Raw genomic sequence first — 20,377 nt, forward strand, 5'->3', positions numbered from 1 at the left:
ACAAGAATTTGAAAGAAAATGTGAATGAAAAAAGGAAATGACCCGTAAAGTCATCTCCTTTTCACTTAAATTTAATCTATAATTTAACGATTCTTTCTAACCTTTTTTTGTTTAGACCTTCCAAACAAATGCGATCCTGCAAGCGCAAACGTTGGTAATGCAGAGAATCCTATTATTAACAACCACTCTCGGATAGTTAGTGCTGTTGTATGGAAAATCGGCTGTAGTGGTGGATAATAAATAACGACAACGAGCAAAGCAATCGATGACAGAACAGCGAGAACGAGATAAATGTTTCCAAATGGATTTCGATGGAACACGGATCGCTCACTTCTGCAGTCAAATACATGTATTAGTTGGGCAAGGACCAGTGTTGAAAATGCAACGGTTTGTGCCCTGACAAGGTTGTTAGCATCTTCGAAATATACAACTGCGAATGCAATCAATGTCACTAGCCCGATTAAGAATCCACGACTAATGATTTTCCATCCTAATCCCCTTGAAAAGACACCTTCTGAAGACCGTCTTGGTGGTCTTCTCATTACATTGTCTTCTGCACTGTCAATTCCAAGGGCCATAGCTGGTAACCCATCCGTAACAAGATTAACCCAAAGAATCTGTATGGGCACCAGTGGGAGGGGTAATGAGAGCAACATTGCAAAGAGCATAACTAGAATCTCTCCTACATTTGATGCAAGAAGATAACGAATGAACTTTCGGATATTTTCATAGATATTTCTTCCTTCTTCAATCGCAGCTCGAATGGTTGCAAAATTATCATCAGATAGAATTAAAGAGGATGCCTCACGTGCAACATCTGTTCCGGACCTACCCATTGCGATACCTATATTTGCTGCCTTTATAGCAGGAGCATCGTTTACACCGTCCCCTGTCATCGCGACCACATGTCCTTTATTTTGCAATGCCTTTACGATTTTCAATTTATGTTCCGGAGAAACTCGGGCAAAGACATATGTTTCATCGACAACATTCTCCAATTCTTCAATTGACAGTTGAGAGATCGTACTCCCTTCCATGACTTTTCCGCCATCGGGAATCATGTTCAGTTGCTTGGCAATAGACCTCGCAGTTACACTATGATCTCCGGTAATCATGATCGTTTTGATCCCGGCTTCCTGGCAATCAGATATTGCTTGAGCTGCCTCGATTCTTGGTGGATCGATCATACCTTGCAGACCAATAAATGTTAATTCATTTTCAGCTTCAAAGACGGTGGATACATGTTCATCACGTCGGAGTGGGCGGTATGCAACTGCTATTGAACGTAAAGCCCCTGAACCCATCTTCGTTACCGCACGAAGAACCTCATCCTTTTGTCTCTCTCCTAAGTGCGACTGCCTCTCGTCCCACAAAATACTCTGACAGCTTGCCAGGACAACATCAGGAGCACCTTTTGTAATAATAAACCGGTTATGGTTCTCATCTTTAACGACAATGGACATCATTTTTCTCGCAGAATCGAATGGAAATTCTTCTTCTATCCGATACTGCTGTAAGAGGTTATCCTTGAATAATCCAGCTTTATAGCCAGCGACAAGCAAGGCTATCTCGGTTGGATCCCCATTGAACTGAACCTTAGCGTTCTTAGCATTCGTCGGTTCCTGTACGGAAGCATTGTTGCACAGCACTCCAAAGGTTAGGAGCTGCTTTAATGTGGGTGTCGCTTTAAGTTCAATTGGTTTGTTGCCTAATCGAAATTCACCTTGTAGTTCAAAACCCGTCCCTGAAACATTCCAGCTCTTGCCACTACTCCATAATTCAGTTACCGTCATTTTATTTTGTGTTAATGTCCCTGTCTTATCTGAGCAAATTACCGTCGCGCAACCGAGTGTTTCAACCGATGGGAGTTTGCGGACAATGGCTCTTCTACGGATCATCTTTTGGACACCAAGAGCTAATGCAATGGTAACGATAGCAGGGAGGCCTTCTGGTATTGCAGCGACAGCTAACGATACCCCCGCTAAGAACATAGTATACATATCATGTCCCTGCAAAACACCGGCAATAACTACAAGTGCCGTTAAAAGGAGGGCAACTAAGATCAAAATTTTACCGAGTTGTTCTAACCTTCTTTGAAGTGGTGTTTGCATTCCTTCTTCACTTTTCAACAAGTGAGCGATCTTCCCCATCTCTGTATCCATTCCTGTTGCAACGACGATTCCCATGCCCCTACCTTGGGTAACCAACGTTCCCATAAAACACATATTTTCTTGGTCGCCCGGTTCCAGCCCCTTACCAGTGATAGGTTCAGTTAATTTTTGTGAAGGCACCGATTCCCCTGTTAATGCTGACTCTTCTATCGATAACGATTTCGCATCGATGAGTCGTATATCAGCACCAATTCGATCTCCTGATGAAAATTGAACAATGTCGCCTGGTACAACATCCCTTGAAGCGATTGTCATCCATTTCCCGTCACGTAGTGTGTGCACCTTTGGTGTAGAGAGCCGCTTTAAGGCTTGTAAAGAACGTTCAGCCTTTCTTTCCTGTACAAACCCTAATATCCCGTTAACGAACACGATTAAAATAATTGCAATCGCGTCCATATATTCCCCTAGGAGCCCTGATATTAGAGTTGCTATGAGTAGAACAAGTACCATGAAATCTTTAAATTGCGAAAGAAAGACAATAATCGCTGATACTCGTTCTTCTTGATGCAGTTCATTCGGTCCAACCTTCTGAATTCTTTTATTAGCCTCTTCGTCCTGCAAACCATTCGTCAGATCCGATTGAAGTTTTGCCTCAATCTCATTCTTCGTTAACGTGTACCATTTCATGATCCCACCCCGTTTTAACCATCTATACAAGCCATCTATATTCAGGATTGTCCCAAAAAATGCTATAATGAGAAGGAATTTATTGAGGTGAAGTAAGAGTTACACCTACATATTGGAGTGAAGTCTTATGTCTTTTGATGGAATCTTAACGCGAGCAATGGTTCACGAGCTTAAACAACATATCACACAAGGAAAAATAACAAAGATTTACCAACCGTTTTCAAATGATCTTATTTTCGTCATCCGATCAAACGGTAAAAATCAACGTTTGTTTTTATCATCCAATGCAAGTTTTCCAAGGATTCATCTCACAGACCGAAGCTATGAAAATCCGAAAGAACCGCCGATGTTTTGCATGTTACTCCGTAAACATCTAGAGGGTGGAGTAATTGATCGGATTGAACAACCTGGCCTTGAGAGAGTGATATACATTTATATAAAATCAAGAAACGAGATTGGTGATCTGACTTATAAAAAACTAATCGTAGAAATTATGGGCAGACATAGTAATATCACACTTGTGGATGCTGAAACGGAACTCATCCTTGATTGTATTAAGCACATCCCACCTTCAATTAATCGGCACAGAACGTTGTTACCTGGTAGTTTATATATACTCCCACCTGAACAAAACAAAGAAAATCCTTTGATGGCTGATTCGGACACCATTTTACGTAAGCTCGACTTCAACAGTGCTAGGCTGGACAAACAAATCGTTCAACAGTTTGAAGGGCTATCTCCCTTGGTAGCTAAAGAAATTGTCTCCCGTGCCAAACTCGGTGATCGTCAATCTCTTATCCAATCTTTTGTAAAAGTAATGGATGAAATTAATCACCACTCTTATCAGCCTCAAATGGTGTTTAACCAAACAAAAGAATATTATTCTGTTTTGGACCTGACTCATTTGGGGGGAGAGCCCACACGATTTACTACCGTTAGTGAGTTGCTTGACCGATTTTATTTCGGCAAAGCAGATCGGGACAGGGTAAAACAGCAAGCAACTGACCTTGAGCGTTTTCTACGGAATGACTTAAAGAAAAACGAACAAAAAATCCCAAAGCTTGAACGAACATTAGAGGATACGAAAAAGGCAGATCAATATAAGTTATACGGAGAACTATTAACAGCAAACATTTATCAATTAAAAAGAGGATTAAAGGAAGCAAACGTGATCAATTACTATGATGAAAAGGCTGATACAATCACCATACCTTTGAACCAGCAAAAAACACCATCAGAAAACGCGCAATTTTACTATAAAAAATATAACAAATTGAAAAAATCTGTACAGTTCATACATGAACAAATTTCAGCAACTAAGTCTGAGGTTTACTATTTGGAATCTTTAATACAACAGTTGGAATCAGCTTCGGCCTCAGATGTCACTGAGATACGAGAGGAGCTTGAGGAAGGAGGTTATCTTAAGCGTAAAAAGACAAATACAAAGAAAAAAAATAATAAACAACCATCGATTGAACGATATATTTCATCATCTGAAGTTGATATATGGGTTGGTAAAAACAATAAGCAAAACGACTACCTGACAAATACATTTGCTAATCGAAATGATACGTGGCTGCATACGAAGGATATACCTGGATCACATGTTGTCATTCGTGAAGCTAAGCCGGATGAAACAACATTACTTGAAGCGGCAAACATTGCAGCCTATTTCAGTAAAGCGAAGCACTCCGGTTCTGTTCCGGTTGATTTTACCGCGGTCAAAAATGTAAAAAAACCATCAGGCGCAAAACCTGGATTTGTCACATACGATAATCAAAAAACAATCTATGTTACCCCTAACGAAAGTCTTGTTTACCAACTTCGACACCAGAAATGAATGAGCTAATCTTTAGTTCTAGTATTGAGTGGAGTAATTTTCTTCACTCAATACTTTTTTTGTGTAAAGAAAACTTGGCTAGCGCCAATCCTAAATCTTTTTTCACATCAGACTCCATAAAAGGGTTTGAATTTATTCATTTTGGTGAAATATACATCTTAAGAGCATTCCTAATAGTATTCAATATAACAATGAGCAGAATTCTCTTATGAAAGGATGAAGTTATTATGATACGAACAATATTAATGATTATTGGTGCCATTGTAGTTATAAGTTTAATCGTAAACTGGATCTCGTGAATCAGAACTACATTTATTTATATCGTAATAATGAAAAAGTAAACAGGAGCAGTTCCACCTTATTAAAGGTATTTGCTCCTGTTTATATCTTAATTAACTGTCGCTACTGTTATGACAGCTAGTCCATCTAATACTTGTTCATGTTTAACATCTATACACCCGAGCTGGGTAAGCAGAGATGTCAATTCCTCATTTGCGTATCGATGTCGTCTTGTTGATACGTTTGACCATTTAAGCATCGTTGTCTGTTCAAAACCTTGTATATCATGCTGCTTGCAATAATTGAACGCATTTTGCTGATTCATTTTTTTAGTTGGATTTAACATTACAATTCTTCCATTAGACTTGGTAACCCTAACCATTTCAGTTAACCCATTTTTAGGCTCAGGTAGCAAGAACATCACACAAGTGGATAAAGATAAATGAAAGGCATCATCCTCAAAAGGTAGCTCGTAGGCGTCTCCTGTGACAAAGGTTGTTTTCTCGGATCGATCATGTAAAAAAAAGTTCTGTTGACTAGCTTTAATCATTTCAGAAGACAAGTCGACACCATATAGATGTTCCGCTTCATCAACACCTCTTAACAATAACCTTCCAGTTCCACACCCAACGTCCAAAACCTTGAGATTATTCCAACTTCCCGAAAGTTCTTTTAAACGGTCGTGGATTGACCTTAACCAGCTCGTTCTCGCCATACCATCAAAGAATGTCACGAGCTGATCAAATTCTTCTCCATTCATTTTGCGCATTTCACTCACTCCAGACTTTCGTGAACTTATCGTACTTGCCAAAGCTCTGGATCAGCACACCAATCATTTAACTGTTTAACAGCCTCCTGATTAATCAATCCTTCACTGGCAGCTACTTCTATTAATGTACTAAAGTCTGAAAGTGTTTGCACGTTAAGATTTGCTTCTTCTACTGCTTTTCTACCCTTTTCTAATTGATAGCTGAAAATCGCAACCGTTCCAAGGACGTCGGCCCCAGCTTCCCTCAGTGCTTCAGTTGCATTGATCACGCTTTTGCCTGTCGAAATCAAGTCTTCAATAACAACTACTTTACTTCCTTGAGTAAATGTTCCTTCAATTTGCTTTCCTTTTCCGTGTTCCTTTGCCTTTGATCGAACATACACCATAGGCAGACTCATTCGATCAGAAACAAATGCTGCATGTGGAATTCCTGCTGTCGCTGTCCCTGCAATAACCTCAGCTTCCGGATAAGCTGATTGCACAAGGGAAACAAGCTGGTTTGCAATTTCGTTACGTACTTCCGGAAAAGATAGGGTAAGACGATTGTCACAATAAATTGGCGATTTTATACCTGACGACCATGTAAAAGGTTCTTCAGGACTTAAAGATACAGCACCGATTTGAAGTAAATGTTTCGCGATCTGTTCCTTCATCATACATTCCTCCAGTCATTAAGAATACGACGATAAATTTCTATAGGTTGTTCAGATCTTGTAATGGTACGACCAACGACAATATGATCACTCCCAAACTCTTTTGCCTGGGTTGGCGTTGTAACTCGTTTCTGATCGTCCACATGATCCGCAATTAGTCTGATCCCAGGTGTTACAGTTAGGAAATCGGAACCGCAGCACTCTTTTATAAAAGGAACCTCGAGCGGCGAACAAACGACACCATCAAGACTTGCTTGTCTAGCGTTTTCGGCATAGTGCTCAACGTTTGCTTTCAATGTACCGGGTATGTGTAATTCATCGTTCATCATTTCCTCTGAGGTACTTGTTAGTTGGGTGACCGCAATGCAAAGTGGACGTTTGTTACTAGCCCCTTCCTCAAGCCCAGCAACTGCCCCTTTCATCATTTCGATTCCGCCAGCTGCGTGAACGTTAACGAGATCAACATCCAATTTAGCGAGCCCTTTCATCGCTCTATGAACAGTGTTAGGAATGTCATGAAGTTTCAAATCGAGAAAAACAGCATGGCCCTGTTCCTTTAAGTATTTAACGAAGTCCGGGCCTTCCTGATAATAGAGCTCCATCCCGACTTTCACAAACAACTTTTCATTCGAAATCGGTCTAAGGAACTCTTCAACCTCAGACCGATTTGAGAAATCAAGTGCGATTATGATTGGTTGTAACAACTCGACCAGCTCCTTCCCACGAGCTCATTTATATTATCTACCTTCATAGTAGATAACCTTTCTTCAAGCTCATCAATCAGCTCAGGACATATAAACGGATTTACAAAGTTCGCTGTCCCTACCGCTACTGCACTTGCTCCAGCAAGGAAGAATTCAATTACATCATCCGCGGTTGTTATTCCACCCATACCGATAATAGGGATCGATACGCGTTGACTTACTTCATAAATCATTCTTACCGCAACTGGTTTAATGGCGGGACCTGATAATCCGCCTGCACGGTTTGCAAGAATGGGTTGCTGTGTTTTCAAATCAATTCTCATACCGAGTAATGTGTTAATCATTGACAAACCATCCGCACCCGCTTGCTCTACTGCTTGTGCGATCGTTACGATGTCTGCAACATTTGGGGATAACTTAACGTAAACTGGTACTTCAGACACTTCTTTCACAGCTTTAGTAAGAGCAGCAGCAACCTCGGGGTCTGTTCCGAAAGAAATCCCTCCTTCTTTCACATTCGGACATGAGATATTCAACTCTAGTGCTGTAACGTTCGGAGCTTTCGCCACCTTCTCAGCTACATTGACGTAGTCTTCGGTCTTCGTACCAGCAATGTTTGCAAGAATCGGTACATCATAGGATTCTAAAAATGGCAGCTCCTCTGAAACGACCTTTTCAAGGCCTGGGTTTTGCAGCCCGATTGCATTTAACATCCCTCCAGGTGTTTCAGCAACACGCGGAGTTGGATTTCCAAATCGTGATTCTTCAGTCGTCGCTTTTATACCAATAGCACCAAGGCTACTAAGGTCGTAAAGCTTGGAGAATTCTCTACCAAATCCAAAACACCCTGAAGCAGGCATTATTGGGTTTTTCATTTCTAAGCCTGGCAGTTTGATAGATAATTTCTTACTCATAACTGAATCACCCCCGTTGGGAATACTGGTCCATCTGAGCAAACTTTTTTATAAGAAGTTCCTGTTTCATCCCCTTGTACGTGGCAAACACAAGCAAAACATGCACCGATTCCGCAACCCATCCGTTCCTCAAAAGAAAAGTAAGCACGCTCGGGGTGTAGCTGCTGTTCAATCGCATTCAACATTGGAGTTGGACCACAAGAATAAAGAATATCGTAGGGAGGCTGTTCTTCAAGAATGTAATTTGTTACAAACCCTTGATATCCCAAACTACCATCGATTGTCGTTATAATCGTCTCTCCAAGTTCACTGAATTGTTGTTTGTAAAAGGTATCCTCCGCAGAAGCAAATCCAAGCACATGAAAAACGTTTACACCTTTTTCAACCAGCTTTTTGGATAGGTAGTAAAGCGGCGGGACACCGATTCCGCCCCCGACTAGGAGAGCAGTCTCCCCCTTGATCGTGTCAAGAGGAAAACCGTTCCCAAGAGGACCAAGCACATCAAGCTGGTCCCCTTGTCGTTTATCAGAAAGCTGTTTCGTTCCTTCACCATCCGCTCGATACAGCATTGTGCATTCCTGACGGTCGATATCAACATCACAAATACTAATAGGTCGACGTAATAGCGGCATATATTGATCGCTCGTACGTAAATGCAGAAATTGACCCGGTTCTGTCATTTCAGATACGATTTCACCTTTAAATGTAACCTGATAAATATTACGAGCGATTTCTATATTTTCTGTAACGACTGTATCTTCTCGCCTCATAAGCGAACCCCTGTTTTCTCTTGAAACGATGGCATTTCATTTGCTGAGAACGTCATCGATTCGACCACATTCAAGATTGCTTTTACTGTATCGAATGAGGTGAGGCAAACCGCACCGTTTTCAACTGCTTCTCTACGAATACGGAACCCATCTCTTGCAGGTTGTTTTCCTTTTGTTAGCGTATTAACTACGAACTGTACTTCTCCTTGTTGGATACGGTCAAGAAGACTTGGACTTCCTTCTTGAATCTTATTAACGACTGTGACTGGTATCTCTTTTGACCTTATAAAGTTCGCCGTTCCTTCCGTTGCAAGTATGTTATAGCCGATTTCATGAAATTGTTTGACGAGCGGCAACGCTTCATCCTTATCTTTATCGGCAATCGTAAACAAAACAGACCCAAACGTCGGAATCTTCATTCCTGAAGCAATCAAGCCTTTATAGAGCGCTTTTTCAAGCGTTTTGTCTCGGCCCATGACTTCACCGGTTGACTTCATTTCAGGTCCGAGTGTAATGTCAACTCTTCTGAGCTTTGCAAATGAGAAGACAGGCACCTTTACGAATACTTCCGTTGGTTCTGGGTGGTAGCCGGTTTCATAGCCCAAGTCGATTAGTTTGGATCCTAAAATGGCCTTTGTTGCAAGGTTTGCCATTGGTACACCGGTAATTTTACTTAAAAATGGAACTGTCCTGCTTGATCTTGGATTCACTTCAAGCACATAAAGTTCACCCTTCGAAAGAACAAATTGGATGTTCAAAAGACCGACAATTTTTAACCCTTTTGCGAGTCGAACTGTATAATCGATCAGTTGTTGCTTAATTTCTTCTGATAAAGTTTGCGGCGGATAGACAGCAATCGAGTCCCCTGAGTGGACACCTGCACGCTCTATATGCTCCATAATCCCAGGAATGTACACTGTTTCCCCGTCAGAAATCGCATCTACCTCAAGTTCTTTCCCGACCAGATACCGGTCGATCAAAACAGGATGTTCCGGATTAATTTTTACGGCATTTCTCATATACTGAAGCAATTCTTGTTCCTGATAAACAATTTCCATCGCTCGTCCACCAAGCACATAGGAAGGTCGCACAAGAACCGGATAGCCGATCTTAGCCGCAATAACCTTCGCTTCTTCAACGGAAGTTGCCGTTTTTCCATGGGGTTGTGGAACATCCAATGTTTGTAGGGTGCGTTCAAATTTATCTCGGTCTTCCGCGCGGTCCATGTCTTCAAGCTTCGTTCCGAGAATTTGGACACCCCTTTCACTTAACTCGGAAGCAAGATTAATTGCTGTCTGACCACCAAACTGTACGACGACGCCTATCGGTTCTTCTTGACGGACAACATGCATGACATCTTCTACTGTCAATGGCTCGAAATAAAGTTTATCTGACGTACTAAAGTCTGTAGACACCGTTTCTGGATTGTTGTTAATAATAATCGCTTCATATCCAGCTTCTTGAATTGCCCAAACTGTATGGACAGTCGCATAGTCAAACTCGATACCTTGACCAATACGGATCGGTCCTGATCCAAGTACGAGAACACTTTCTTTCGTTCCTTTGGCAGATTCATTCTCCATACCATACGTTCCATAGTAGTAAGGAGTAGTAGATTCGAACTCTGCTGCACATGTATCAACCATTTTATAAACAGGAAGAAGATTGTTTTTCTCCCGGAACTGATAAACTTCACGTTCTGTTGCATCCCATAATTGGGCAACGACCTGATCTGAAAATCCGATAGCTTTTGCATCAGCGAGCGTTTCAGAGTCAAACGGGTTGTCGATAATACGGGATTCATGCTCGATTATATGTTCAAGCTTATAAAGGAAGAAATAGTCAATTTTCGTCCATTCATAAATCTTTTCAACAGGAATACCAGCTCTTAAGGCTTCTGTGACAGTAAAAATTCTTTGATCATCTGCAACAGCCAAAAGCTTGCCCCAATCAGATTCTGTTTTCGCATCCGTATCCCTAAATAAGTGGTACGCATCATTTTCAAGTGACCGAACGGCCTTTAACAGAGATTCCTCAAAATTCCGACCAATGGCCATAACTTCACCAGTTGCTTTCATCTGTGTCCCTAAGCGGCGGTTTGCAGCTTCGAATTTATCAAATGGCCAACGTGGTATTTTGGTAACGATATAGTCGAGTGCAGGCTCGAAGGACGCATACGTACGCCCTGTGACCGGATTAATTAATTCATCTAGTTGATAACCAACTGCGATTTTCGCAGCAAGCTTTGCGATTGGATAACCGGTTGCTTTCGACGCAAGGGCAGATGATCGACTCACCCGAGGGTTCACTTCAATGATATAGTAATTCGAGCTGTGTGGATCCAACGCACACTGAACGTTACAGCCGCCCTCAATTTTCAGAGCACGAATGATGTTCAAGCTTGCATTTCTCAATAATTGATATTCACGGTCAGTCATCGTCTGACTCGGTGCAACAACAATAGAATCACCGGTATGCACACCGACAGGATCTACATTTTCCATGTTACATACAACGATTGATCCGTCATTACCGTCCCTCATGACCTCATATTCGATTTCTTTAAAGCCAGCAATGCTTTTTTCAAGTAACACTTGAGTGACTGGACTGTACTTTAGTCCACTTGTTACAAACTCTTGTAGTTCCTTTTCGTCGTGTGCGATACCTCCACCTGTACCACCAAGCGTATAAGCTGGTCGGATAATAACGGGGAAGCCAATCCTTTCAACAAACTGATAAGCTTCTGATAGGTTTGTAATGATGTCACTTTCCGGAACAGGCTCATTGAGTTCATTCATTAACCTACGGAATAAATCACGGTCCTCTGCTTGTTCAATCGATTCAAGCTTTGTTCCTAGCAACTCCACTTCACATTCTTCAAGGATGCCTGTTTTCGAGAGTTCAACGGCTAAGTTTAATCCGGTTTGTCCTCCAAGCGTTGCTAGTACGCCATCAGGTCGTTCCTTTCGAATGATTCGACTTACAAATTCAACGGTAAGGGGTTCAATGTAGACCTTGTCCGCCATTGTCGTATCCGTCATGATTGTTGCTGGATTGGAGTTAACGAGGATGACCTCATACCCTTCTTCTTTCAATGCCTGACAGGCTTGAGTACCCGCATAATCAAATTCTGCTGCTTGTCCAATTACGATTGGTCCTGAGCCGATGACTAATATCTTTTCAACATCTAGACGCTTTGGCATGTAGAAACCCCCTCATTTTTTGAAGATGACATCATTTTAAGAAAATCGTCGAATAGTTCGTTTGAATCCGTTGGTCCTGGTGACGCTTCTGGATGAAACTGCACACTAAATGCTGGATATGTCTTATGTCGATACCCTTCAATCGTTTCATCGTTAATTGCAATATGTGTAATGACTAAATCGAGATTATTGAACCCTACTGTATCAACGGTATAGCCATGGTTTTGGGAAGTAATCATCACTTTACCATTCTCGATGTTTTTCACAGGATGGTTGACTCCTCGATGTCCGAACTTCATTTTCGTTGTTCTCGCACCACATGCTAACCCTAACAATTGATGACCTAGGCATATACCAAAGACCGGAATTTTCCCGAGGATTGCCTTAAGCATTTCAACCGCTTCTGGGACATCTGTCGGGTCTCCAGGGCCATTGCTCAGCATAACTCCATCTGGATTAAGGCGTAGGATTTCGTCAGATGTAACATGATAAGGAACTACGGTTACGTCACATCCACGTTCAATTAATTCTCTTAAAATACCACGTTTAGCACCGAAATCGACCAGTACGACCCTTTTTCCTCTTCCAGGCAATGTGTATGGTGAACGTGTTGATACTTTTTCCACCTGGTCCGTTGGTAATGTCTGTTCTTTTAACTCTTTGACCACCGTTTCTTTGTCAGCTTCCATTGAACAGATTCTACCTTTAAGTGTCCCGTGAATTCGAATTCTTCTTGTAAGGGCCCGAGTATCAATACCGTATACCCCTGGAATATCTTTAACTTTTAAAAGTTCATCCAGTGTACTTGTGTACTGCCAATGGCTTGGTTTCATGCATGCTTCATTAACGATCACTCCTGAAGCAGCAGGTTCAATCGATTCAAAGTCTTCTTGATTAATTCCATAGTTTCCGATAAGTGGATACGTAAAGGTAATGATTTGGTCACAATAGGAAGGATCAGAAAGCGTTTCTTGATATCCAGCCATGCCTGTTGTAAATACAACCTCACCTTTAGCCTCGCGCGAACTTCCAAAGGCTGTTCCAATATAAATGCTTCCATCTTCTAAGATTAATTGTCGTTTCATTTGGCAAGAACCTCCTTATTCTGATAAACGATCGTGCCTTCTAACATCGTTAGAACTGGCCAACCTTGACATCTCCAGCCTTTAAATGGTGTGTTTCGACCTTTCGATGCAAACTGATTTGGGTCAATTGATTGTTCATGGTTCAGGTCGATGACAACAAGATCTGCTGTAGCCCCGACTTCAATTCCTTGATGTGATAATTGGAAGCAATCTGCTGGGCGTGTTGTAAGCCTCTCGATTAGGAACTTCTGATCAATAACTCCCTTTTGAACTAGGTTCGTGTAAAGGAGCGGGTAAGCAGTTTCTAATCCAACAATCCCGAAAGGTGCAAGCTCAATCCCTTGAGCCTTCTCCGCTTCTGTATGCGGCGCATGGTCAGTTGCGATAAAATCAATGGTACCATCAAGTAATCCTTCAATAAGTGCTTCTTTATCTTCTTTGCTTCGAAGAGGTGGGTTCATTTTAAAATACGGATCTTGCCCTGGGATATCATCTTCACATAGTAATAAATGATGTGGTGTCACTTCTGCCGTTACATTTATACCCGCTCGTTTCGCATCCCTTACTACCCGAACTGATTCTTTCGTGCTAATGTGGCACACATGGTAATGCACGCCCGTCGCTTCTGCGAGGAGAACGTCCCGAGCGATTTGTACACTTTCACAGATTGACGGTATACCGTTTAAATTATGTTGTTTTGAGTACTTACCATCATGTACACATCCACCATGGATTAGATTGTTATCTTCACAATGAGCCACGATTGACATGTTTAGTTCAGCAGCTCTCTGCATTGCTCGAAGCATCGTATCTGCATTCTGTACACCTACACCATCGTCAGTAAACGCAAATGCACCCGCCTCCTTCAACGCTTCAAAATGAACCAATTCTTCTCCGATCTGTCGAATCGTAATTGCGGCATAAGGTAAGACCTTTGAGCTTGCTGTTTCCTTAATACGCTCATGAAGTGCTTCGAGCGTTTCCTTATTATCAGGAACAGGTCGAGTATTTGGCATTGCAGCAATCGTAGTAAAACCACCTTTTGCAGCAGCCTTTGTCCCTGTTTCAATTGTTTCCTTTTTCTCTCCACCAGGCTCACGCAGATGTACGTGCAAGTCAATAAATCCAGGTGCAAGCATTTTCCCTGCCAGGTCAATAACCGTTTGACCTTCGACTTCAATATTCTTCTGAATCAACTCAATCGTAGAACCGTTGACCAATACATCTTGTGTTTGCTTTGTATCATTCCATAACTTCGCGTTTTTAAGTACTGTTCCCATTCTAATTGTCCTCCTTGAGTTCAAGTGCCCATTCAAGCGCTGCCATTCGAATTCCCACACCATTTTCCATCTGTTTAAATATTCTAGATTTTGAACTTTCAACTAGCTCGTCAGCAATCTCATATCCTCTGTTAAAAGGTGCCGGATGAAGAATGATACTTTGTTCTTTCATCGTTTTTTCCCTAGAAACGGTTAAACCAAAGCGACTATGATATTCTTCCTTGGTCAAATTCATTGATTTTGCATGCCGTTCGTGTTGAATCCGGAGCATCATCACCACATCAGCAGACCGGATTGCATCATCTATCGGTACATATTCTCCATGAGAGAAGTCTTCATCAAACCATTCCTCGGGTCCTGAGAAAATCACTTTTGCACCCATTTTCGTTAGTAACACAGCATTGGATCTTGCTACTCTGCTATGCCTGAGGTCACCGATAATGGCAACCGTAATTCCTTGCTGAACAATAAACTCCTGTTGAATCGTAAGCAAGTCGAGTAAGGATTGAGTCGGATGATTGCCGCACCCGTCACCTGCATTGAGTACCGGTAAAGTGACTGATTCCAGTTCATCAAAATAACGTTCCTTTGGATGTCGAATGACAACAGCATCTGCTCCTACCGATTGTAAGGTACGAACCGTATCGTAAATACTTTCACCTTTCTGGACACTTGATGATTCTGCTTCACAATTTAGTACATTCAAACCAAGTCGTTTCTCAGCAACTTCAAAACTAAATCTTGTTCTTGTACTAGGTTCATAAAAAAGGTTTGCTACAAACTTTTGCGGTGCAGTATATAACGGTTCTGTACGGCCATGATCAAGAATCCGTTGTGCCTTTTTTAACAAAAGTTCAATCGTTTCAAGTTCTAACGCATCAATCGTCAGCAAGTGATTCACTATTTACCAACTCCTTATTCCAACATAATTACAGTAACTTTCTTGATATAAAAAGGGGACTGACAAACACAAAGGTAGGCTTCTGAACACAATAGACCATGAATCATTCCATTATCTAGCGTTCTAGAGTGAGCCTGACCTAGCATTCGTCAGTCCCCGGAAGAAGTGAATGTTAGTGGTTTCTTTCCTAGCTTACACCTCGTATTGATGCAGCTACCGAAAGTTCACTTACCGCTCTTTCCTTCTCACCCACCCTTGAAAGCCTCTCTGGACTTGATTAAAAGATGGCGCTTCAGCTTAAGCAACTGAAGCTTTGGATTTTTCATTTGTTGATTTTGAAAACATTTCTGAATTCATCACCTGTTTATCCCGACCAGGAAGAATCAGGTTAAGTATTACTCCAGCAAAGGCGGAAAGTGACATCCCCGCAATTTGAACCTCATCACTTACTTGAATGAATGCACCACCAATTCCTAGTACTAAGATGACAGAAGAGATGATCAAGTTTCGCTTCTCACCAAGGTCTACTTTGCTATCAATAAGCATTCGTAAACCTGACGATGCGATGATACCAAACAGGAGAATCGATACGCCACCCATAACAGCAGTTGGAATCGTACTGATTAATGCAGTTACCTTTCCGATAAACCCGAACAGAATCGCTATGACAGCTGCACCCCCGATAACAAAGACGCTGAACACCTTCGTAATTGCAAGCACTCCGATATTTTCCCCATATGTTGTGTTTGGTGGTCCACCAATTAAGGAGCCTATCATAGTTGCAACTCCATCCCCAAGAATTGATCGATGCAGCCACGGTTTCTGAATATAGTTTTTACCGACCACTTTACTTAAAACCATCTGGTGACCGATGTGCTCAGCAATTGTTACTGTTGCAACTGGGACTATGATCGCCACAATTCCCCAAGAAAAGGAAGGGGTGTATGTCACGAATGGAACCATTAAATCAGGGATTTGAAACCATTTTGCTTCGCGGACAGGAGCTAAGTTCACCATTCCAATCATGAACGCATAACTGTATCCGCCTAGAATACCAATCAAGATTGGGACGAGGCTTAAGAATCCTTTTAAAAAGATCGATGCTATGATTGTGATTGCAAGCGTTATGAGTGCTACTGAAAAGTGAGTCAGACTGTATTCTTTCGGTTCTGTCCCCGGTATGAACATAGCCATGTCGACTGCTGTTCCTGCCAGGCCAAGACCGATAACAATAATAACCGGCCCCGCGACTACTGGTGGCAAGAGCTGCAATAACCAGTTTAGACCGAATTTATGAATAAATAATGCTACAATTCCATATACAAGTCCGGCAAAAAAACACCCGACCATTGCAGCTTCCAATCCTCCAGCCATTTTTGCTGAAATAATCGGTGCGATAAACGCAAAGGAAGATCCTAAATACGCTGGAATTCGGCCTCTTGTAATGAGTAGGTAAGCAAGTGTTCCAGCTCCACTTGAAACAAGTGCGACGGCAGGGCTTAATCCTACAAGGAAAGGTACCAAGATCGTTGCCCCAAACATCGCGAATATATGTTGAATGCTTAATGCAAGCCATTTACCTGGTTTCGGGATTTCTCTGATTCCGATTGAATCGTTGTTAGCCATACTTAGTTCCTCCTCAGTTTTGAGGCCCAAAAAAGGGGTGACTTATAAGAAGTCAGCCCCTTTGGATGTATACCTGGATACAATTTACCCGCACCCAGGATTACATTCCCTTTGTCAGCCTCACGGGACTCACTTAAAAGGGCCTATTTAATTTACATGTTAATTATAATGCACTTTTCTTATTATCTAGCTTCAGCGCCCAGCCACTCGGATCACTTCAGTCCCTCTGAGGCGGCGACAGCCTCCTCAATGGCCTTCCAGTGTCATTCGTGGCTACCCAAGGCGCTTGCGCTTTTCTTATTGTCTAGCTTCAGCGCTTACGCTTTTCTTATTGAATACTTACTTGATCGGTTTCATCTACTTCAGATAAATCAACATTAACGATTTCATCACGGGAAGTTGGTACATTCTTACCGACATAATCAGCTCGAATTGGTAATTCTCTATGTCCCCTGTCAACTAAGACAGCTAGTTGAATTTGTGAAGGCCTCCCTAGATCCATCACTGCATCCATTGCTGCTCGGACTGTTCTTCCCGTATAAAGGACATCATCGACGAGTATAACCGTTTTGTTCGTCACATCGATCGGGATATTAGTACCTTTCAGCAACGGTTCGTCGTTTGCGTTTTTCTTCGATAGATCATCCCGATAAAGGGTTATGTCTATCTCTCCGCTTGAAACTTTTTCACCCTCGATTTGCTCTATTCTCTCCCCAAGTCGGTTTCCAAGAAAGACCCCCCGAGTTTTTATCCCAACAAGAATCAGGTCCTTTATCCCTTTATTCCGTTCTAATATTTCGTGTGCAATTCTTGTTAGTGCTCGTTTGATTGCCTGTTGATCCAATAAAATGGTCTTTTCCTTCATTGTTTCACCCCCACCAATATGAAAAGCGTAAGCGACAATTCCTTCTCTTATAAAGAAAACTTGGTTAGCGCAAAGCCTTAGCGCTGACGATCGTCTTAGTCACCTAAGGGATGACCTAAAGGCCTTTGCTTTATATACTTTCTATAGTATAAAAAATACCCTCTCACCGATCGGTGAGAGGGTACAGTTCTCCTGCTAACAAGTAAATGGGTATAGTTCTCCCTTTTACTTTAACCGTTACCTTCTCAGCCTCACGGGACTGATCTTAAAGGTCTCTATTCTTTGATAAGATTATCTCATAATGTTCTTTCTGTTGTCAAACCAAATTTCGACGAAGTTCATCAAGCAGTTGTACCATATCACTTGGCAGTTCTGCTGAGAATTCCATATATTGTTCTGTACGTGGGTGTATAAATCCTAATGTTTCTGCATGCAGTGCTTGTCCATCAATCGACAGCGTTTTCTTCGGACCATATTTTGGATCACCCACCATTTGATAGCCGATATAATCCATATGAACACGAATTTGATGGGTTCTACCTGTTTCTAGAATACATTCGATGTACGTATACTTAGAAAAGCGTTCAAGTACATTAAAGTGTGTAACGGCCTCTTTACTGTTTTCATTGGTCACCGTCATTTTTTGACGGTCCTTTTTATCTCTTCCAACCGGAGCATCGATTGTACCTTTATTGTGCGGAATCACTCCGTGAACGATCCCTTTGTATTTCCGTGTTGTCGTTTTCGCCTTCATTTGTTCACCTAAATGCTTGTGAGACAAGTCATTTTTGGCAACTACAAGAAGTCCAGAGGTATCTTTATCAATTCGATGCACAATACCTGGGCGCATTATGCCATTAATACCTGAAAGGTCTTTACAATGAGCCATGAGACCATTCACCAACGTTCCTGTCAAGTGGCCGGGAGCAGGATGTACGACCATCCCTCTTGGTTTATTCACTACGAGCAAATCATTATCCTCATACACGAAAGTAAGGTCCATTGGTTCGGGCAATACTTCTAGTGGTTCTGGTTCCGGTACATCAATTTGAATTTCATCTCCTGCTGCACATTTATAATTCGATTTGATGTCTGTTCCATTTATTCGGACTCGATTTTCCTTAATCCATTGTTGTATTTGAGTTCTTGACAAATCTGATTGTAAGTTAGTTATTACTTTATCAACCCGCTGTTGTTTATACTCAACGGGAACGATCATTTGTATCTGTTCCATCTGTTATCTCCTTCGATTCTTTACTATCTTTTAGTAATGCGATTGCAATCATACCAACGCCAACTACTAAGGCTGAATCAGCTACATTAAAGATTGGATAATTATATGAACCGATATAAAAATTAAGAAAATCGACAACTTCTCCTCTAACCATACGATCTATAAAATTCCCAATCGCTCCACCAAGAACAAAGCCTAATGCTGTACTTAAAAAAGGTTTTCCTTTGGCCTCGGTTTGTAAATAATAGACAACCGCAATGAGGACAATAATCGTTACAATAAAGAATAACCACATCTGACCTTCCAAGATGCCAAAAGCAGCCCCTCTATTACGATGTGAAGTAAGATAAAACACATCTGGAATAACCATTATTGACTCTCCAAGACTCATTTTCGTCACGATGAACCATTTTGAAATCTGATCAATAATAATGACAAGTAAGCCTAATATGTAATAGCGCATGCTTTCCCCACCTTTGCTTATATCCGTATGAATTTTAGCACATTAAAGCCACTTGTACAATGAAAGGTGTGGTTTGGAGTTTATATTTTCAATATAGAAATTTTATTTTCTTATTCTTAAATGAAAGAAGCCCAAAACGACTGAGTTTGGGCTACCAGTTTGGGCTACCAAGTATTACGAATTGTTTTCCTCTTCGTCAATGTTTTCCTGTTCATTCATGTATTGGTCATATTGGATATTACGCTGAAATTTGATATTTTCATCGCCAGTATACCCTTCAATACCGGTTGAAACAAATTGTTCATATTCTTCAACATATCCAGATCCATCTTTGTTATCTATTAACGAAGAATCTTCATAGGTCATACTGTTTTCATTGAAAGATGCGACCTCATTGTACACATTTTGCTCATTATATTCCGTTTCCTGACTTCCTGTGTAATATTCTTCTTCCATTGATCTGAGCACATCTTCCTCAACAGGTCGATCATTTGATACTTGTTGATTAGGTGAAGCTTCTTTTATCGTTCTTGCTGATGGTAATGCTTTCAACCGTTCGATCGGAATTTGTTTTCCTGTCACCTCACAAGTTCCATATGTTCCATCTTCCATCTGCTTTAACGAATAGTTAATGTCTGATAGTTCTTCCTTCAAGTGGGCATTTAATGCAATATCCTTCTCACGTTCATAAAGCTCTGTCCCGGAATCAGCTGGATGGTTATCATACTGTGATAATTCACCAGATGACATATCACTCGCAAATCCTCGTTCTAATCCAAAGTGATTATTTTGTTCGAATTCTTTTTCAATTTCCTGCTTCCGTTGTATCAATTGCTGTTTTAAATATTCGTAACTCATTTTGAACTTCCTTCCCAGCTAGGATACATATAGTTTGACCATATCACTCCATTTTACAACGGTTTCGTAAAGAAAAATGACCCTTATCCGCAAGTTCACTCTACAAAGAGCAAAGTACGGATAGAAAGGGTCATT

General features: G+C 41.3%; 16 protein-coding genes. 1 reads left to right on the forward strand and 15 read right to left on the reverse strand.

Annotation, left to right across the window (positions count from 1 at the left end; genetic code table 11):
• Positions 1-83 precede the first annotated feature (83 nt).
• The gene (locus NON16_RS14805; protein WP_257350152.1) at positions 84-2,798 is read right to left on the reverse strand and encodes a calcium-translocating P-type ATPase, SERCA-type; all 2,715 of its coding nucleotides are present in this window, start codon (positions 2,796-2,798) and stop codon (positions 84-86) included.
• A gap of 127 nt (positions 2,799-2,925) precedes the next feature.
• Here NON16_RS14805 and NON16_RS14810 point away from each other — a divergent pair, with 127 nt between their 5' ends.
• Positions 2,926-4,638 (forward strand): Rqc2 family fibronectin-binding protein, encoded by a 1,713-nt coding sequence (locus NON16_RS14810; RefSeq protein ID WP_257350153.1) that lies wholly within the window; start codon positions 2,926-2,928, stop codon positions 4,636-4,638.
• A 388-nt stretch (positions 4,639-5,026) separates the two neighbouring features.
• Here NON16_RS14810 and NON16_RS14815 read toward each other — a convergent pair whose 3' ends face one another.
• The 14 genes from NON16_RS14815 to NON16_RS14880 all read right to left on the reverse strand — a co-directional run bounded on the left by NON16_RS14815 (position 5,027) and on the right by NON16_RS14880 (position 20,242).
• The gene (locus NON16_RS14815; protein ID WP_257350154.1) at positions 5,027-5,686 is read right to left on the reverse strand and encodes a class I SAM-dependent methyltransferase; all 660 of its coding nucleotides are present in this window, start codon (positions 5,684-5,686) and stop codon (positions 5,027-5,029) included.
• A 26-nt stretch (positions 5,687-5,712) separates the two neighbouring features.
• The gene (gene pyrE / locus NON16_RS14820; RefSeq protein ID WP_257350155.1) at positions 5,713-6,339 is read right to left on the reverse strand and encodes an orotate phosphoribosyltransferase; all 627 of its coding nucleotides are present in this window, start codon (positions 6,337-6,339) and stop codon (positions 5,713-5,715) included.
• On the reverse strand, positions 6,339-7,043 hold the full coding sequence (pyrF, locus tag NON16_RS14825; RefSeq protein ID WP_257350156.1) for an orotidine-5'-phosphate decarboxylase: 705 nt from the start codon (positions 7,041-7,043) through the stop codon (positions 6,339-6,341). The genes pyrE and pyrF overlap by 1 nt, the downstream gene beginning before the upstream one ends.
• A complete protein-coding gene (locus tag NON16_RS14830; RefSeq protein ID WP_257350157.1) occupies positions 7,025-7,957 on the reverse strand; it encodes a dihydroorotate dehydrogenase in 933 nt (310 codons plus the stop codon). Before NON16_RS14830 ends, pyrF begins: the two co-directional genes overlap by 19 nt.
• Positions 7,954-8,727 carry a dihydroorotate dehydrogenase electron transfer subunit gene (locus NON16_RS14835; RefSeq protein ID WP_257350158.1) on the reverse strand — a complete coding sequence of 258 codons (774 nt, stop codon included), beginning with the start codon at positions 8,725-8,727 and terminating at the stop codon, positions 7,954-7,956. Before NON16_RS14835 ends, NON16_RS14830 begins: the two co-directional genes overlap by 4 nt.
• Positions 8,724-11,930 (reverse strand): carbamoyl-phosphate synthase large subunit, encoded by a 3,207-nt coding sequence (carB, locus tag NON16_RS14840; RefSeq protein WP_257350159.1) that lies wholly within the window; start codon positions 11,928-11,930, stop codon positions 8,724-8,726. The genes NON16_RS14835 and carB overlap by 4 nt, the downstream gene beginning before the upstream one ends.
• Entirely contained in the window at positions 11,915-13,015 is a 1,101-nt protein-coding gene (locus tag NON16_RS14845; RefSeq protein ID WP_257350161.1) for a carbamoyl phosphate synthase small subunit, read from the reverse strand. Before NON16_RS14845 ends, carB begins: the two co-directional genes overlap by 16 nt.
• Positions 13,012-14,295, reverse strand: coding sequence for a dihydroorotase (locus NON16_RS14850; RefSeq protein WP_257350163.1), 1,284 nt, complete (start codon positions 14,293-14,295; stop codon positions 13,012-13,014). Before NON16_RS14850 ends, NON16_RS14845 begins: the two co-directional genes overlap by 4 nt.
• Position 14,296: 1 nt before the next feature.
• The gene (locus NON16_RS14855) at positions 14,297-15,196 is read right to left on the reverse strand and encodes an aspartate carbamoyltransferase catalytic subunit (protein ID WP_257350164.1); all 900 of its coding nucleotides are present in this window, start codon (positions 15,194-15,196) and stop codon (positions 14,297-14,299) included.
• Between the two features lie 297 nt (positions 15,197-15,493).
• Positions 15,494-16,822 carry a solute carrier family 23 protein gene (locus NON16_RS14860; protein WP_257350165.1) on the reverse strand — a complete coding sequence of 443 codons (1,329 nt, stop codon included), beginning with the start codon at positions 16,820-16,822 and terminating at the stop codon, positions 15,494-15,496.
• A 328-nt stretch (positions 16,823-17,150) separates the two neighbouring features.
• Positions 17,151-17,687: a bifunctional pyr operon transcriptional regulator/uracil phosphoribosyltransferase PyrR gene (gene pyrR / locus NON16_RS14865; RefSeq protein WP_257350166.1), complete on the reverse strand. Its 537-nt coding sequence runs from the start codon at positions 17,685-17,687 to the stop codon at positions 17,151-17,153.
• A gap of 316 nt (positions 17,688-18,003) precedes the next feature.
• Complete coding sequence (locus NON16_RS14870; protein WP_257350167.1) at positions 18,004-18,921, reverse strand: RluA family pseudouridine synthase; 918 nt, start codon at positions 18,919-18,921, stop codon at positions 18,004-18,006.
• Positions 18,890-19,384 (reverse strand): signal peptidase II, encoded by a 495-nt coding sequence (gene lspA / locus NON16_RS14875; protein ID WP_257350168.1) that lies wholly within the window; start codon positions 19,382-19,384, stop codon positions 18,890-18,892. Before lspA ends, NON16_RS14870 begins: the two co-directional genes overlap by 32 nt.
• A 174-nt stretch (positions 19,385-19,558) precedes the next feature.
• Positions 19,559-20,242, reverse strand: coding sequence for a TraR/DksA C4-type zinc finger protein (locus NON16_RS14880; RefSeq protein ID WP_257350169.1), 684 nt, complete (start codon positions 20,240-20,242; stop codon positions 19,559-19,561).
• Positions 20,243-20,377 lie beyond the last annotated feature (135 nt).

The organism is Pseudalkalibacillus decolorationis (assembly GCF_024609785.1).
GTDB lineage: Bacteria > Bacillota > Bacilli > Bacillales > Fictibacillaceae > Pseudalkalibacillus > Pseudalkalibacillus decolorationis.

Coding starts and splice junctions, on each gene's coding strand:
- NON16_RS14860 (WP_257350165.1), bottom strand. CDS start 16,822: ATGGCTAACAACGATTCAATCGGAATCAGAGAAATCCCGAAACCAGGT.
- pyrR (WP_257350166.1), bottom strand. CDS start 17,687: ATGAAGGAAAAGACCATTTTATTGGATCAACAGGCAATCAAACGAGCA.
- NON16_RS14850 (WP_257350163.1), bottom strand. CDS start 14,295: ATGGGAACAGTACTTAAAAACGCGAAGTTATGGAATGATACAAAGCAA.
- NON16_RS14845 (WP_257350161.1), bottom strand. CDS start 13,015: ATGAAACGACAATTAATCTTAGAAGATGGAAGCATTTATATTGGAACA.
- pyrE (WP_257350155.1), bottom strand. CDS start 6,339: ATGAAGGAACAGATCGCGAAACATTTACTTCAAATCGGTGCTGTATCT.
- carB (WP_257350159.1), bottom strand. CDS start 11,930: ATGCCAAAGCGTCTAGATGTTGAAAAGATATTAGTCATCGGCTCAGGA.
- NON16_RS14810 (WP_257350153.1), top strand. CDS start 2,926: ATGTCTTTTGATGGAATCTTAACGCGAGCAATGGTTCACGAGCTTAAA.
- NON16_RS14870 (WP_257350167.1), bottom strand. CDS start 18,921: ATGGAACAGATACAAATGATCGTTCCCGTTGAGTATAAACAACAGCGG.
- NON16_RS14830 (WP_257350157.1), bottom strand. CDS start 7,957: ATGAGTAAGAAATTATCTATCAAACTGCCAGGCTTAGAAATGAAAAAC.
- lspA (WP_257350168.1), bottom strand. CDS start 19,384: ATGCGCTATTACATATTAGGCTTACTTGTCATTATTATTGATCAGATT.
- NON16_RS14880 (WP_257350169.1), bottom strand. CDS start 20,242: ATGAGTTACGAATATTTAAAACAGCAATTGATACAACGGAAGCAGGAA.
- NON16_RS14805 (WP_257350152.1), bottom strand. CDS start 2,798: ATGAAATGGTACACGTTAACGAAGAATGAGATTGAGGCAAAACTTCAA.
- NON16_RS14815 (WP_257350154.1), bottom strand. CDS start 5,686: ATGCGCAAAATGAATGGAGAAGAATTTGATCAGCTCGTGACATTCTTT.
- NON16_RS14835 (WP_257350158.1), bottom strand. CDS start 8,727: ATGAGGCGAGAAGATACAGTCGTTACAGAAAATATAGAAATCGCTCGT.